This window comes from Arthrobacter sp. 001422645, assembly GCF_059816125.1.
The window spans coordinates 405,257-419,147 of sequence record NZ_JCBANT010000001.1 but is presented as its reverse complement, the minus strand read 5'-3'; the positions used below and the strand labels follow the sequence as shown (position 1 = coordinate 419,147).

The 13,891-nt window shown below is 67.9% G+C and carries 18 protein-coding genes; 5 read left to right on the top strand and 13 right to left on the bottom strand.

What is annotated here, in order from left to right; all coding sequences use genetic code 11:
- The first annotated feature begins 22 nt into the window (after window positions 1-22).
- The 4 genes from AC6EUH_RS01950 to AC6EUH_RS01935 are packed head-to-tail and all read left to right on the top strand — an operon-like array spanning window position 23 to window position 3,360.
- Window positions 23-508: an FAS1-like dehydratase domain-containing protein gene (locus tag AC6EUH_RS01950; RefSeq protein WP_056425109.1), complete on the top strand. Its 486-nt coding sequence runs from the start codon at window positions 23-25 to the stop codon at window positions 506-508.
- A gap of 2 nt (window positions 509-510) precedes the next feature.
- Entirely contained in the window at window positions 511-948 is a 438-nt protein-coding gene (locus tag AC6EUH_RS01945; protein ID WP_499737641.1) for a MaoC family dehydratase, read from the top strand.
- Window positions 949-963: 15 nt separating this feature from the next.
- A complete protein-coding gene (locus AC6EUH_RS01940; RefSeq protein ID WP_499737640.1) occupies window positions 964-2,241 on the top strand; it encodes an MFS transporter in 1,278 nt (425 codons plus the stop codon).
- A 51-nt stretch (window positions 2,242-2,292) separates the two neighbouring features.
- A complete protein-coding gene (locus AC6EUH_RS01935; RefSeq protein ID WP_499737639.1) occupies window positions 2,293-3,360 on the top strand; it encodes a UDP-N-acetylmuramate dehydrogenase in 1,068 nt (355 codons plus the stop codon).
- 35 nt (window positions 3,361-3,395) lie between these two features.
- On the opposite strand, the gene AC6EUH_RS01930 is transcribed toward AC6EUH_RS01935, so the two are convergent.
- A complete protein-coding gene (locus AC6EUH_RS01930) occupies window positions 3,396-3,872 on the bottom strand; it encodes a hypothetical protein (RefSeq protein WP_499737638.1) in 477 nt (158 codons plus the stop codon).
- A gap of 70 nt (window positions 3,873-3,942) precedes the next feature.
- Between AC6EUH_RS01930 and AC6EUH_RS01925 the strand changes: the two genes are divergently transcribed.
- A complete protein-coding gene (locus AC6EUH_RS01925; protein ID WP_056426569.1) occupies window positions 3,943-5,052 on the top strand; it encodes a winged helix DNA-binding domain-containing protein in 1,110 nt (369 codons plus the stop codon).
- An 18-nt stretch (window positions 5,053-5,070) separates the two neighbouring features.
- Here the strand turns inward: AC6EUH_RS01925 and asd are convergent, their stop codons facing one another.
- The 12 genes from asd to AC6EUH_RS01865 all read right to left on the bottom strand — a co-directional run bounded on the left by asd (window position 5,071) and on the right by AC6EUH_RS01865 (window position 13,886).
- Window positions 5,071-6,213, bottom strand: coding sequence for an aspartate-semialdehyde dehydrogenase (gene asd, locus AC6EUH_RS01920; protein ID WP_056425118.1), 1,143 nt, complete (start codon window positions 6,211-6,213; stop codon window positions 5,071-5,073).
- A 51-nt stretch (window positions 6,214-6,264) separates the two neighbouring features.
- Window positions 6,265-6,681, bottom strand: coding sequence for a hypothetical protein (locus AC6EUH_RS01915; protein ID WP_056425120.1), 417 nt, complete (start codon window positions 6,679-6,681; stop codon window positions 6,265-6,267).
- 5 nt (window positions 6,682-6,686) lie between these two features.
- Window positions 6,687-6,908, bottom strand: a complete 222-nt coding sequence (locus AC6EUH_RS01910; RefSeq protein WP_499737637.1) for a hypothetical protein — start codon at window positions 6,906-6,908, stop codon at window positions 6,687-6,689.
- 18 nt (window positions 6,909-6,926) lie between these two features.
- Entirely contained in the window at window positions 6,927-7,343 is a 417-nt protein-coding gene (locus AC6EUH_RS01905; RefSeq protein WP_056425123.1) for a COX15/CtaA family protein, read from the bottom strand.
- The gene (locus AC6EUH_RS01900) at window positions 7,340-7,990 is read right to left on the bottom strand and encodes a hypothetical protein (protein WP_056425125.1); all 651 of its coding nucleotides are present in this window, start codon (window positions 7,988-7,990) and stop codon (window positions 7,340-7,342) included. The genes AC6EUH_RS01905 and AC6EUH_RS01900 overlap by 4 nt, the downstream gene beginning before the upstream one ends.
- 23 nt (window positions 7,991-8,013) lie before the next feature.
- Complete coding sequence (locus tag AC6EUH_RS01895) at window positions 8,014-8,988, bottom strand: WXG100 family type VII secretion target (RefSeq protein ID WP_499737636.1); 975 nt, start codon at window positions 8,986-8,988, stop codon at window positions 8,014-8,016.
- Between the two features lie 150 nt (window positions 8,989-9,138).
- Window positions 9,139-9,357 (bottom strand): NF038396 family protein, encoded by a 219-nt coding sequence (locus AC6EUH_RS01890; protein ID WP_056425129.1) that lies wholly within the window; start codon window positions 9,355-9,357, stop codon window positions 9,139-9,141.
- A gap of 4 nt (window positions 9,358-9,361) precedes the next feature.
- Window positions 9,362-9,949 (bottom strand): dihydrofolate reductase, encoded by a 588-nt coding sequence (locus tag AC6EUH_RS01885; RefSeq protein WP_499737635.1) that lies wholly within the window; start codon window positions 9,947-9,949, stop codon window positions 9,362-9,364.
- Window positions 9,946-10,749, bottom strand: coding sequence for a thymidylate synthase (locus tag AC6EUH_RS01880; protein WP_056425131.1), 804 nt, complete (start codon window positions 10,747-10,749; stop codon window positions 9,946-9,948). The genes AC6EUH_RS01885 and AC6EUH_RS01880 overlap by 4 nt, the downstream gene beginning before the upstream one ends.
- A gap of 33 nt (window positions 10,750-10,782) precedes the next feature.
- A complete protein-coding gene (locus AC6EUH_RS01875; RefSeq protein WP_499737634.1) occupies window positions 10,783-11,187 on the bottom strand; it encodes a GntR family transcriptional regulator in 405 nt (134 codons plus the stop codon).
- Complete coding sequence (locus AC6EUH_RS01870; RefSeq protein ID WP_499737633.1) at window positions 11,184-12,833, bottom strand: hypothetical protein; 1,650 nt, start codon at window positions 12,831-12,833, stop codon at window positions 11,184-11,186. The genes AC6EUH_RS01875 and AC6EUH_RS01870 overlap by 4 nt, the downstream gene beginning before the upstream one ends.
- Window positions 12,834-12,911: 78 nt before the next feature.
- Window positions 12,912-13,886, bottom strand: coding sequence for an NUDIX hydrolase (locus AC6EUH_RS01865; RefSeq protein ID WP_499737632.1), 975 nt, complete (start codon window positions 13,884-13,886; stop codon window positions 12,912-12,914).
- Window positions 13,887-13,891: the final 5 nt, after the last annotated feature.

Sequence of the window (13,891 nt, the reverse complement as noted above, 5' to 3'; positions counted from 1 at the left end):
GCGTGGCGATAGGCTGGTTCCCATGACTATCAATCCGGATCTGCAGGGCCGCAGCTACCCTGCCGCAGAGGTGTACGACGTCGGCCGCGAGAAAATCCGCGAGTTCGCCCGCGCGGTGAAGGCCACGCACCCCGCCCACTTCGACGTGGCGGCCGCCGCCGCGCTGGGGCACCGCGACCTCGTGGCACCGCCGACCTTCGCGATTATTGTCGCCCAGCGGGCCGACGCCCAGCTGATCGAGGACCCGGACGCCGGCATCGACTTCTCCCGGGTGGTCCACGCGGACCAGCGCTTCGTCCACCACCGCCCGATCCTGGCCGGGGACCGCTTGGTCGCGGAACTCCATGTCGACGGCGTCCGCGCGATGGGCGGCGGTGCCATGATCACCACCCGCTCGGAGATCTTCGCACTTACCGCAGGTGCAGACGCCGTCGCCGCAGGCGACGATTCGCGTGAAGCCGTCGCCACCGCCACCTCGTCCATCCTGGTCCGCGGAGAGGGACAGTAGCCATGACACCCACACTTGCAGAACTCACTATCGGCCAGAACATCGGCAGCCGCAGCATCGACGTCACCCGCACGGACCTCGTCAAGTACGCCGGCGCCTCCGGCGACTTCAACCCCATCCACTGGAACGAGGCCTTCGCCACCAGCGTGGGGCTGCCCGGCGTGATCGCCCACGGCATGTTCACCATGGGTTCGGCCGTCCAGCTCGTCACCGACTGGGCCGGAGATCCCGCCGCCGTCATCGATTTCCAGACCCGCTTCACCAAGCCCGTTCCGGTGGCGGACACCACCGGGACGCCCGACGCCGGCGCCGTCATCGAGGTCTCCGGCGCCATCGGGGCGCTCGACGCCGACGCAGGTACCGCCCGCGTCGACCTGACGGTCCTCTCGGCGGGGCAGAAGGTGCTGATGAAGGCCCAGGCTGTCGTCAGGCTGGCCTGACCGTATGGCGATGCTGTGAGCGTGCGCACCGGCCAGTCCGCGGAGGTCACGCACTGGCGTAACGCCGTCGTGGTCGCCTACGCAGTCAGCGGCATCGCGTTCGCCAGCTGGGTGTCCCGGTTGCCGGCCATCCGCGACGGGCTGGACCTCACCCCCGGAAGCGTCGGGCTGCTGCTGCTGTGCATGACCCTGGGTTCCTTCATTTCGGTCTCCGCATCGGGGCTGATCGTGCTGCGGTTCGGCTCGAATCAGACCATCCGGATCGGCAGCATCATGGTGGGCGCCGGACTGATCCTCGCCGGACTTGGAACCTCCGTCCTGGTCAACCCGCTCGCCGTCGCCGCCGGGCTGGCCGTGATCGGACTTGGCACCGCCAGTTGGAACACTGCCTCCAACGTCGAGGGTGCCGCCGTGGAGCGCGCCGTCGGCCGGCACATCATGCCGCGGCTGCATGGTTCCTTCAGCCTCGGTACCGTGGCCGGCGCCGCGGCGGGCGCCTGGGCCGCCGGTGCCGGCGTTCCCGTCTTCTGGCATCTCGGGGCCGTGGGGCTGCTGGTCGCGGGTTCCGTGGCCACGGCCGCGTCGTGGTTCCGCGCCGACATCACTCCGGTGGACGGCAGGCAGACCTTCAAGCCGGGCGAACTCGATACGTTCGAGGATCCCTCCACCGGGCCGATCCCGGTCATCCGGCCGGCGACGGACCAGCCCGATGAACCGCTGGACAACAAACGCCAGATCGCCCAGGCCTGGCGGGACCGCCGGACCCTCCTGCTGGGCGTCCTCGTGCTGGGACTCGCCCTCGCCGAGGGCGCAGCGGGGGACTGGGTGGCACTCGCGCTCGCCGACGGCCACGGCCAGTCGGACGCTGCAGGAGCCGCCGGGTACGGGCTCTTCGTCACGTTCATGACGATCGGCCGTTTCGCGGGGACCGTAGTCCTTGACCGCTTCGGCCGGGTCCCGGTGATGCGCTGGTGCGCGGCCCTGGCCGTACTGGGGCTGGGCCTGTTCGTCTTCGCGCCGGAGCCCTGGGTTGCCTACGTCGCCCTCGCGGTCTGGGGACTCGGCGCCTCCCTCGGCTTCCCGGTGGGCATGTCCGCCGCTGCCGATGACCCCCTGAAGGCGGCCGCCCGGGTTTCTGTGGTGTCCACGATCGGGTACGGCGCTTTCCTCTGCGGCCCGCCCCTGCTCGGCCTGCTGGCGGAGCACGTGGGCATCCTGCACTCCTTGCTGGCCGTGATGGTGATGCTGGTGGTCAGCTTCCTGCTCTCCCCGGTGGCCCGGAAGGCCAGCTAGCGGAAGCGCCCGGCTTAGGGGAGGCCGCCGGAACCCCGCTAGGCTGGTCAGGTGACCCAGACTCTGCTTTCCGCCCTGACCACGGCCGCCGTCGGCGGCCCCGCCGGACGTTTCATCGAGGCCCGCACCGAGGCCGAAATCATTGATGCCGTCCGATCGGCGGACGCCGCCGCCGAGCCGCTGCTGATCATCGGCGGCGGCTCCAACCTGCTGGTGTCCGACGACGGGTTCCCCGGCACCGTCCTGAAGATCGCCTCGGAGGGATTCACCGTCAGCGCGGAGGATTCCTGCGGCGGGGTCGCCGTTGTGGTCCAGGCCGGCCACAACTGGGATGCCCTGGTGGCGCACGCCGTCCGGCACGCCTGGTCCGGCATCGAGGCGCTCTCCGGCATCCCCGGCGCCACGGGAGCCACCCCGGTCCAAAACGTTGGAGCGTACGGCGCGGACGTCTCCCAGACGATCGCCGCCGTGCGGACCTGGGACCGGCACCGCAACGCCGTGCAGACCTTCACGAACTCGGAGCTGAAGTTCGGCTACCGCGATTCAGTCCTCAAGCAGACCACCGTCAACGGCTCCCCGCGCTACGTCGTCCTCACGGTCGAGTTCCAGTTGCCGCTGGGCCGCATGAGTGCCCCCGTCCGCTACGCCGAACTCGCCCGTGCCCTGGGCGTCGAAGCCGGCCAGCGCGCCTATTCCACCGACGTCCGGCGCGAAGTGCTCCGGCTCCGGGGGTCCAAAGGAATGGTGTGGGACGCGGCGGACCGGGACACCTACTCCACCGGCTCCTTCTTCACGAACCCCGTCGTGCCGGCAGAGGTCGCCGCTACGCTGCCCGACGGTGCGCCGCGGTACCCGGGCGGCGCCGACGGGCTGACCAAGCTCTCGGCGGCCTGGCTGATTGACCAGGCCGGCTACGCCAAGGGGTTCGGGCTGGAACCGAACAGCGTCTCCGGCGGCCGGGCGTCCCTGTCCACCAAACACACGCTCGCCATCACCAACCGGGGATCGGCCACTGCGGCGGACCTGCTGGCGATCGCGCGCGAGGTGCGCCGCGGCGTCGTCGAACGCTTTGGGATCGAACTTCATCCGGAACCGCTGCTCATCGGCGTGGAGCTCTAGGGCGCGGCCCTCGTCAGTTCCTGCTGCGGCCCTCGTCAGTTCCTGCTGCGGCGCGGGGCGACTTTGCTGAAGAGCAGGAACGTCAAGCCGGAGGCGGCGGCGCCAAGGAAGAACACCTGGCAAAAGGCGACGGACTGCGTGCTGGGCCCGCTGCGGAGCATAAGCCCCGCGACGGCGAAGACCCCCGCCCCGGCGAGCAGGGCCACGGAGCCGAGCAGGAGGCTTTGCACCGTGTCCGGCATGCCGCCGGATTCCAGGTCCTCCGGTGCAACGTCGTCCAGCGCACGCTGGCGCGGCTGTACGGAAGCTGCCGTGACGAAGCTGGCCACCGCCACCGCTGTGGACGCCATGGCCACCAGCTGCAGGGTGCTCATCATGGGGGAGAGGCGTGTTCCGCTGGCAATGGCAATGGCGAGACCGGCAGTCATGCCGGCTGCGCTGGAAGCCCAGCCCAGCAGGGCTAGGCTCCGGCTCAGGGGCCGCAGCAGCGGCCACATCTCACTCATGGTCATCCATCAAGGGTAGGCAGTCCGGCTGGAAGGCTGCTGGGAACCAGCCGCCAGGAGTCCTAGCATGGTGTGCATGACAGCAACGGCGCGTGTCCGGCTCAGCCGGGGGATCCTGGGGCGGCTGCGGCTGGCCTCGCAGGGACTGGCCGGGTCCGGGTTCCGCAGTGTCGCGGCAGCGGTGCGCTGGATGACGGCCATGCAGGCCCAGGACCTGCAGGCGGCCCTCTGGGCCGTCGGTCAGCGGGTGCCGGGGTCCCGCGTCACGGATATCCGCAGCGCCCTGGACCGCGGGGAGATTGTGCGGTCCTGGCCGATGCGCGGCACGCTGCACCTGCTGGCACCCGAGGACCTGAAGTGGATGCTGGCCATCACCTCCGACCGGCTGATCCGGGGTATGGCCGGGCGCCACCGGGAGCTCGAGATTGGTGCCGCGGACGTCGGCGTCGCAGCGGACACCGCGTTGCAGCTGGTCTCCGGCGGGGCGGCCGCCAGCCGGGCGGAGCTGTTCCAGGCCTTCGAGCGGGCCGGCCAGAGCACGGCCGGCCAGCGCGGCATACACCTGCTGGGGGTCCTGTGCCAGCGCGGTTGGCTGGTGCAGGGGCCGCTCGTCGGCAACCAGCAATTAGTGGTGGCCTTCGACGACTGGATCACCGGGTCGCGCTCCCTGGACCGCGCGGAGGGCATCGCAGAGTGGCTGCTGCGCTATCTCCGCAGCCACGGGCCCGCCACGGAACGTGACTTCTCCTGGTGGTCCGGCATCCCCCTGAAAGAGGTCCGCGCGGCTCTGGCCCGGGTGAAGAACCAGCTGGTGGAGTTGACGTTCGAGGGGACAACCTACTGGCTCTCCCCGGAAACGGCGGCCCTCCTCGATGAAGGGGTCCCCGCGGGGCGCCTGGTGCTTGCGCTGCCCGGATTCGACGAGTTCCTGCTCGGCTACACGGACCGGTCGCTCGTGCTGCCGCCGGAGCATGCCGACAAGATCGTGCCGGGCGGCAACGGCGTTTTCCGGAAGACGATCGTCGCCGGCGGCCAGGTCGTTGGCACCTGGGAGGTGTCGCGCAACGGGAAGGCCGCGGTGGTGGTGGTGCCGGAGCCCTTCGACGAGATCAACGGACTGCGGCCTGCCGCCCAAAGATCCTTTGAGCTGCAGGCCGCGAAGTACCGGAGATTCGTCGGCACCTGAACGGGGGCGGAGACGTCCCTAGAGGTTTCCGGTCGCGATGTTGAGCATACGGCGCAGCGGTTCGGCGGCACCCCACAGAAGCTGGTCGCCCACGGTGAAGGCGCTGATGTACTGCGGCCCCATCTCCAGCTTGCGGATGCGGCCCACCGGAATGTCGAGGGTGCCGGAGGCCGATACGGGGGTGAGGTCCGCCATGGACGCGTCCTTGGTGTTGGGCACCACCTTGGCCCACTCGTTGTCCGCGTCCAGGAGCTTCTCGATCTCAGCAACGGAGAGGTCTTCGCGGAGCTTGAGCGTGAGTGCCTGGGAGTGCGAGCGCATCGCGCCGATCCGGATGCACAGGCCGTCCATGATGATGTGCTCGTCGCCGGACGTGCCGAGGATCTTGTTGGTCTCCACCCCGGCCTTCCACTCCTCCTTGGACTGGCCGTTGCCGAGGTCCGCATCGATCCACGGGATGAGCGATCCGGCCAGCGGGACGCCGAACTGCGAGGCGTCGATGTCGGTGCGCTGGTGGGCCAGGACCTTGCGGTCAATGTCCAGGATGGCCGACGCCGGATCATCCAGTTCCGAGCTGACCTGGGCGTTGAGCGTGCCGAACTGGTTCAGCAGTTCGCGCATGTGCCGGGCGCCGCCGCCGGAGGCGGCCTGATAGGTCATGGAGGTGCCCCACTCGACGAGGCCGTTCTTGAACAGCCCGCCGAGGCCCATCAGCATGCAGGAGACGGTGCAGTTGCCGCCGATGAAATCCTTGGTGCCGTTGGCCAGGCCCTTGTCGATGACGTCGCGGTTGATCGGGTCCAGCACGATGATCGAATCGTCGTTCATCCGCAGCGTGGAAGCGGCATCGATCCAGAGACCGTCCCAGCCGCGGCTGCGCAGCTCGCCGTGGACCTGTTTGGTGTAGTCCCCGCCTTGGGCGGTCACGATAATCGGCAGCTTGGCGAGGGTCTCGACGTCGAACGCGTCCTCGAGCTTGCCGGCATCGCCCCCGGCAGGACCAGCGAAGGAGGGGGCGGCACCTCCGGCGTTGGAGGTGGAGAAAAAGACCGGGTTGATGTTGGCGAAGTCGCCCTCATCCTGCATGCGCTGCATCAGGACGGAACCGACCATGCCACGCCAACCGACAAGTCCAACGGACGGAGTAGCTGCTGTAGTCATTGGCCCAGTTTAGACTTTGGCGGCTCCGGGGCGCAGCCGGTTACGTCACTCTCAGTTCAGCTGGCGCGGGCTGGGATCCGGGAGGCCCCGCTCCCGGCGGATTTTTCGTGCCCGGAATTCGGACAGCGCCAGCCGCACGGCGTAGACCAGGCCGGCCATGCCGCCGATCGTCAGCACGAGTGCTCCCCACCGCGGGTCCTGGCCGTTGGCGGTGGGAGCAGCGATCAGGAAGATAGAAAATGCCGTCACCGCAGCGAAAACGGCGCCGAGGACCAGCATGCCCGGGGCGGTGGTGACGATGGGGCCGGAGCCGGCCCGGGCGAACCCGATTTCATCCGCGGCGTAGCTGTGCAGCCTGCCGCCGTCCATGGTCCGGGTCAGGAGGCGCTTTTCGCCGGCGGCTACGGCTTGTTCGTGCCAAGCCCTGGTCTGTTCGTCCTCGCGACGGCGGGCTGCGTCGTTGTCCATTGTCTTCAGTCTTTCCGGGTTGAGCGGATGCGTTCGAGGACCTCGTTGTCAGCGAGTCCGGCGATCTCCTCGATGGTGCCGGTGCCTGGGCCGCTGTAGCCGACGCTCCAAGAACCGCCGGCCCGCTTGACCAGCAGTTGGCGCCCGTCCGGATCTTCGAGGCGCCCGCGCCCAACGCGCTCTTCGACGGGCCTCGGGACGTTATCGGCCCTGTGCGGCGGCCTCACGGAGCCCGGCTTTGCGAATTACTGGGAGACGTGCCCGGCGCCAGGCTCGGGTACCCGCCGCTCTTTCCGTAGCTTCTTGGCCCGGTACTCGCCTCTGGCCATGCCGAAGGTGTACCAGGCTCCAAAACCTCCGAGCGCCGTCAGGAATAGTGCGCCCCAGAATGGCTGCTCGTTGCGGCCCACGGGGCCCAGCAGCATCACCAGGGACAGAATAATCAAGAGTCCCATCACGGCAGTGAGGATTCCCATACCCCACCAGGACCGGACCTGCACTTGTCCACGGCCGGGAGAAAACCCGATTTCGTCGGCGGGATAGCTGTGCAGTTCGCCGGTGTCGGTCTTGCGCAGCACGCGCTGCTCTCCCCGCGCGAGCGCCTCCTTGTGTTCGGCATACACGTCATCGTTGCGGCGTTCACGCTCGCGATCGAAGCTCACAGTTCGTCCTGACGGATGGTGCGGATCTGGTCAAGGAGGGCAGTATCGTCCAGGCCTGTGGTTTCAGCGATGTCCTGCTGCCCCGTGCTCGACGTGCCGATCGTCCATGACCCGTCACCGCCCTTTTTCACGTAGAGGGTCTGCCCCGTGGGCTCCTCCCGGCGGCGAAGTGTAGCTCCGCCCTGCGGATGAGTGTGCAGATGCTGCTTAATGACCATCATATTGGCCTCAGCGGCGGTGACGTCAGGCCTCTGCGCCATGGCCCACCATGTGAAGTAGGCGCGGGGCTGGAACAGCAGATGGACGTCCTCGCTTTCCATGCAGATGACGCTGTCACCTCCGTCCGCCGTGAGCAGGGAGATCTCCATGCGGCGGCTTGCGGAACTGAGCACTGCGGCCACGGCAGCAGTGGGTCCTGCTACGGAAAGAAGGCCATCGCTTTCGGCCTCAGCCAGCCCGCGAGCCACCAGGGAGGAGGCGCCTGCGCTCACCATGTCTGTATCGCCCAGATAGCTGCCCACCCTCAGCGCCTCGGCGCTAAGCACCGCCGCTTCACCGCCCCTCAGGCTTGCGAGGGTAGCTATCTCGGCAAACCCGAAGCCGATGGCATCCGGTATGGCGGTGGCCTCCGTTGCAGTTTCAGTCATCGTCGATACCTTTCGTTATGAGCTCAGAACCCGAAGAAGTCGCCAACTTTGTCGGCAGCGTCCCCGGCGCCGTCCCAGGCCGCCTCGGCGCTGTCGGCGATGGAGCCGCCGATGGCATTGACAGTCTCCTTGACCACCGGCACATTGTCGTAAATCGCAAGTGCACCGGAAGCGACCATGGCCGCGGTTCCTACCGGTGGCGGGGCGAAGCTTGCCACGCCCAGACCCGCCTTGATTCCAGAGTAAACGGCGGCACCCTGGTCACCATCACTGATGTGGTTGACCGTGTCCAGCAGGTCAAGGCCAACGCCGACTCCGCCGAGGGCTTTTCCTCCGACCTCAAAAAAAGTTGCTGCCTTCCCGCCGTCGGCAAGGTTCAGGGCCGTATCCCACCTGCCATCGAACAGCTCAGAAGAAGTGTTGAAATACTGGCTCAGCATGTTCGTGTCCTGGAATGCCTTAGCCACATTCCTGAAGTCCTTGGAGAAGAACTCGGAAACGCCGTCTGCTTTGCTGATGAAGTGAGCCAGGTCGAAGAGGCCGGCTCGGAGATTCGGAAGAGCTTTGGTTAGGCCATAGATGTCCCAGCCGTCGCGGAACGGGGAGTCCGGGTCCGCAAACCAGTCCGGGCCCCACGGGTCATTGCTGCCCTGGCCCGGGAGAGGTGCATGGGAACCGGTGGTGCCGGCAGGTCCAACCCCGGATCCGCCGCCGGCGCCCGTAGCCGCATTGCTGGCCTTCTCCTGCTGCTCGGCGTGGGTCATCAGCCGCTTGGACTCTGCCTTGAGGGCCAGCGCGGTCTTCTGGATCAGGGCCCGGTGGTTTCCGTTCCATTCGGACTTGAAGCGCGCGCCGTCGGCCCCTTTCCACGACGTATTGCCATTGATGGCAGAGGTCAGCGTGGTGGACTGCTGCAGCAGTGTCTCGGACGTTTTGCCGAACTGTTGCGCGAGTGTCCGCAACTGGGCGACGTCGGCGCCCCACAAATTTCCTGCCATCCTGGCATCCCCCTTTGACGTGCATCAGCCTAACCGGCTTCGTCCGGAACCTGTTGTATCCCGGCGTGAGTATCTAACCGGGACCAATGTAGCCGGAACCGCGGCGCCCGGCGATGGGGTGATCTCCCCATCACTCCGACTAAACCGGGCTCACTCGCCGCGGCGCTCCGTGAGCAGCGCATGCTTGCGCTTCCGGAGCGCGAAGAATGCTCCGAAAGCGAACGCCTGGGTGATGACCACCAGCACGATTGCCCCGACGATCTTGTTGCCGCCCAGGATCATGGTCAGCCCCACGATCGCGGACAGCAGCGCCAGCAGCGGGAGCAGCATGTAGCCAAGGACAAAGAGGGTTTCGGGTTTCTTCAGCATTTCCTTAGCCCTCCGTCCGGCGCCACACGTTGATGCGGTAGCGGGTGCCGTTCTCGGCGCTCTGCCACCCGTCGGCCGGCAGGCTCGCGCCCATGGTCCAGTCGTAGCCCAACTCCGGGGCGAAGGTATCGCCTTCGGTGGTGGTGTCGATCGTGGTGATGACGGCGACATTGGCCAGGTCCATGGACTGCGCGTAGATGTTGCCGCCGCCGATGATCCAGACCATGTCGTTGCCCGGGGCGAACTGGGACTCCAGGAGCGCGTCGTCCAAAGACTTAACCGCGATGGCGCCTTCCGCCGCGGGGGTCCCGCCCCAGTCTTCCTGGCGGGTGATGACAATGTTCGTCCGCCCGGGCAGCGGCCGGTATTTGTCGGGGAAGGACTCCCACGTCTTGCGGCCCATGATCACCGGGTGGCCGGTAGTGAGCCGGGTGAAGTGCAGCATGTCCTCGGGCAGGCGCCACGGCATGCCGCCGTCCTTGCCGATGACACCGGTGCTGGTCTGGGCCCAAACAACGCCGAGCCCGGTGAGGGCCGCCAGCGCGTCGGAAAAGTGGGCGGGCTGATGGCCCGGCAGTTTGTCGTTGCTCATACGGCTATCGGGGCCTTAATCGTCGGGTGGTGCTGGTATCCGACCACCTCGAAGTCATCGAGGGTGTAGTCGAAGATGGAGTCCGGCTTGCGGGTGATCTTGAGCTGCGGGTACTCGTAGGGGGTGCGCGTGAGCTGTTTGAGGACCTGGTCCATGTGGTTGTCGTAGATGTGGACGTCGCCGCCGGTCCAGACGAATTCGCCCGGTTCCAGGCCGGTCTGCTGGGCGATCATGCAGGTCAGCAGGGCGTAGGAGGCGATGTTGAACGGCACGCCTAGGAAAGTGTCCGCGGAGCGCTGGTAGAGCTGGCAGGAGAGCTTGCCGTCGGCCACGTAGAACTGGAAGAAGGCGTGGCACGGCGGGAGCGCCATGTCCTTAAGCTCGGCGACGTTCCAGGCCGAGACGATGTGACGGCGGGAATCCGGGTTGGTCCGGAGGTTCCCGATGAGTTCGGCGATCTGGTCGATGTGACCGCCGTCGGGGGTCGGCCAGGAGCGCCACTGGACGCCGTAGACCGGGCCGAGTTCGCCGTCGGCGTCGGCCCATTCGTTCCAGATGGTGACGCCCTGGTCCTGCATCCATTTCACGTTGGTGTCACCGCGGAGGAACCAGAGCAGCTCGACAGCGACGGACTTGAAGTGCACGCGCTTGGTGGTGATCAGGGGGAAACTCTTGCTCAGATCGAAACGCATCTGGCGGCCGAACACACTCAGGGTGCCCGTCCCGGTACGGTCCGATTTGTGCGTGCCGTGTTCCAGGACATCGCGCAGGAGGTCTTCATAGGGCGTTGGAATGCTCACCGTCCCAGTCTACTGAGAACTGGCTTTCCGTCCTTATCCGTCTTGCTGGCTGAGCTTCGTCTGCAGGATTGCCAGCAGGGCGGCGTCGTCGAATCCCGCTTTTCGGCCTTCCGCAATGTAGTGCTCGACGGCGGTGGTCACCGCCCCGGCGACGTTCTCCGGTGCTGGGACGCCGGGCGGGTTCGCGTCCCCAAGCGTCCCCGCGACCACCGTGCCGTTGCGGCGCCTGGTCTCGATCAGCCCCGCCTGCTCGAGTTCCCGGTAGGCGCGCGCAACGGTCCCGGGCGCGATGCCGAGGTCCGCGGCCAGGCTCCGGACCGTGGGCAGCCGGGTGCCCGGCGCCAGTGTTCCAAGGGCGATCAGCGAGGCGATCTGCGCCCTGATCTGTTCGAACGGCGGTGTGGCCGAGCCCAGATCCACGGAGATCCCTGCGGTCATGCGGAGACTTCCTGCCTCGGCAGGGGAGGAACCGCGGCCGGCCGGGCCAGGGCCCGCACCGGGATGACCGCGATGACTGTGGCCGCGACCCCGAGGACGGCTCCGCCAGCGATCGCGGGCCACCAGGACGTTGCGGCGGGGTCGGTCTCCCCGAAAGCAGCCCGACCCAACAGCTCCGCCCAGGCATTGCTCCGGGTCAGCAGGAGCACTGCGGCCTGGGCGGTGAGGGTGGCTGCGAGGGTCCGCACCACACGGTGGACCGTGACGGCCCGCAGGGCCGCGTCCAGGCCGGCGGGGGCATCGGGAATTCCGCGGCGGCGCCTCGCCGTGACGATCGCGGGCAGGGACACAGCGAACACTCCGGCCGTGAGGAGCGCGGCCGGAACCCAGTCCGGGCTCTCACCGCGGCGGGCCTGCCCCGCCGCGGTGAGAACCAGAACAATAAGGAAGACGAGCAGCGCCAGGCCGGCGGTTGTCAGCAAGGCGGGGCTCACCGGCTGCCGGGGCCAACGGCGCGGTGCGTCAGGGCTGCCGTAGTTGTGCTGCAGCAACAGTTCCCCGGCGGCAATGACCAGCAGCACGGAGGCGGCCATCAACGCCACGAACCCCGCAAAACCGTACGTGGCGGCAGCCATGAGGGCCTGGGTGAGGAATACACCGGCCACCAGCGGCACAGCGGCGGCCAGCCCCAGCAGCGCGCCGAGGGAGGAGACCAGCCTGGCGGCCGGGTGCTGCCGGACGGCGGCGGTCCCTGGTTCCGGGCGGTTCCGGACGCCCAGCCCGGCTGCCGCCAACCGCGGAGGCCGCCACCACCACATCACGAGCAGGACCACCGTGCATGCCAGGCCGGCCGGATTCGCCCACGACGTCATCCCCTGGGCCGGATCGGGCCGCGCCGCGAAGTTCCCCGCGATGGCCGCCAACCCGGCAGCCACCGTGGCGACCGTCCGGAGCAGCCGGTTCATCGCGATGGTCCGCAGGACGGCGTTGTCCGCCGCGTCGAGGGACTCCAGCTGCCGGCGGCTGGCGATCAGCCACAGCACCAGCCACGTCCCACCGGCCAAGACCAGCAGGGCGCCGCCGAGCCAGCCGGCCACTTCCGGCCCAGGGATGCGTCCGTCCCCGCCGCCGTTGTAGTAGGTGGATTGGCCGTCGCTGACCTGGGTGGGCGCCACGGCAGCGAATCCCGGGAGGGTGGCGGTCCCGGCAATACCTGCAGCGGCGGTGCCAAAGATGGCGGCCGTGGTCAGTGCCAGCCTGCGGGGCAGGAAATCGCGGATCCGCCGGACGGACAGGACGGCCTGCCGCCGCATCCGCCGGGGGCCCGGGTAACTGATCTGGCCCAGGGCATGCACCGTCAGGCAGCCCAGAACCGGCCACATGAGCGCCGGCAGGATGGTCCCGGCGGTGGTCAGGGCAGCGCCGGTGGAAGGGTTGGCCGGAATGATACCCACGTTTACCGCCCCCTGCAGGGAGCTCGCCAGCCAGCCGATGACGCCCACCCAGAGCGCGTGCTCCGACACCGACGCCGGCGACGTTCCCGTGTTGGGCGCCCAGATCACCCAGCGCAACACCAGGTAGACAACGACGGCGGTGAGGAGCGGACCCAGCAACAGCAGCGGCGTCAGGTCGGACTGGACCGGCATAAATCCCCCAAAGATTCTGCGGCAATGTATCAAGTGTTTGATACAAACTACGGCCAGGACCGTGGAGGGTCAAGGACCTCAGTCGTCGAAGGGCCGGAACCGCTCCACCGCGACCACTTTGTCCTTGCTGTGATGCGCCACGTGGCACACCACGATTTCGCCGGGGGCGAGGAACGGATCGGAGTCCGGCAGTTGGCCCCGCAACCGGGATCCCATGTGCTTTGCGAGCTGCGCGAACACGGTGGGGAGGGCAGGGCGATGCGTGCACAGCGCCACGGCCCGCTGCTTGTCGAAAAGTCCCTCGACGGCGGCGGCTGTCTTGTGCGGATGGCGGCCGTGCCGGTGCTCCGTGAGGGCTTCATTCAGCTTCACTTTTGCATCGGTTGCCTTGGCGTAGGGGGCGATGGTGGCGACGCACCTCAGCCAGGGGCTGGACACGACACGCATGGGCTTCCAGGCCTGCAACAGCCGCCCTACCGCCTGCGCTTGCCGCAGACCGGTGGCGGCCAGGGGACGGTCCCCTTCGGCCTTGGACCATGACGAGCGCGGCTTGGCTTTGGCGTGGCGCACGATAAGGAGCGGCCACGTCTTCAGTTCGCCCCGGGCGTGGGCCGCCGCCAAATGCTCCAGCGGGCCCACATCGCTCGGGTTGCTCAGCAGCCGGGCCGCTTTCTCAGGTGAGCACCACATGACGCTGTCCACTTCCTTGCCGTCCGGCAGCAGCGCCGCCCCGTCGACGTCCACCGCCCAGTAATGGACAACCTTCAGGCCGGCGGGGACGTGGTAATGGATGGGGGGCAACGGGATGCCCAGTGGCGCTTTCAACCCGATTTCCTCGTCCACCTCGCGGGCGGCACACTCGGGCACCGTCTCGCCGGGGTCGATCTTGCCTTTGGGCCAGGACCAGTCGTCATACCGCGGGCGGTGGATCAGGAGGACCTCAAGGTCCTTGCCGCCCGCGGTGACGCGCCACGGCACGGCACCCGCAGCCACCACCGCAATTTCCTCGCCGGGATGGTCTGTCTGGTCGGCGACCAGTGCATCGCTACTCAATGCCA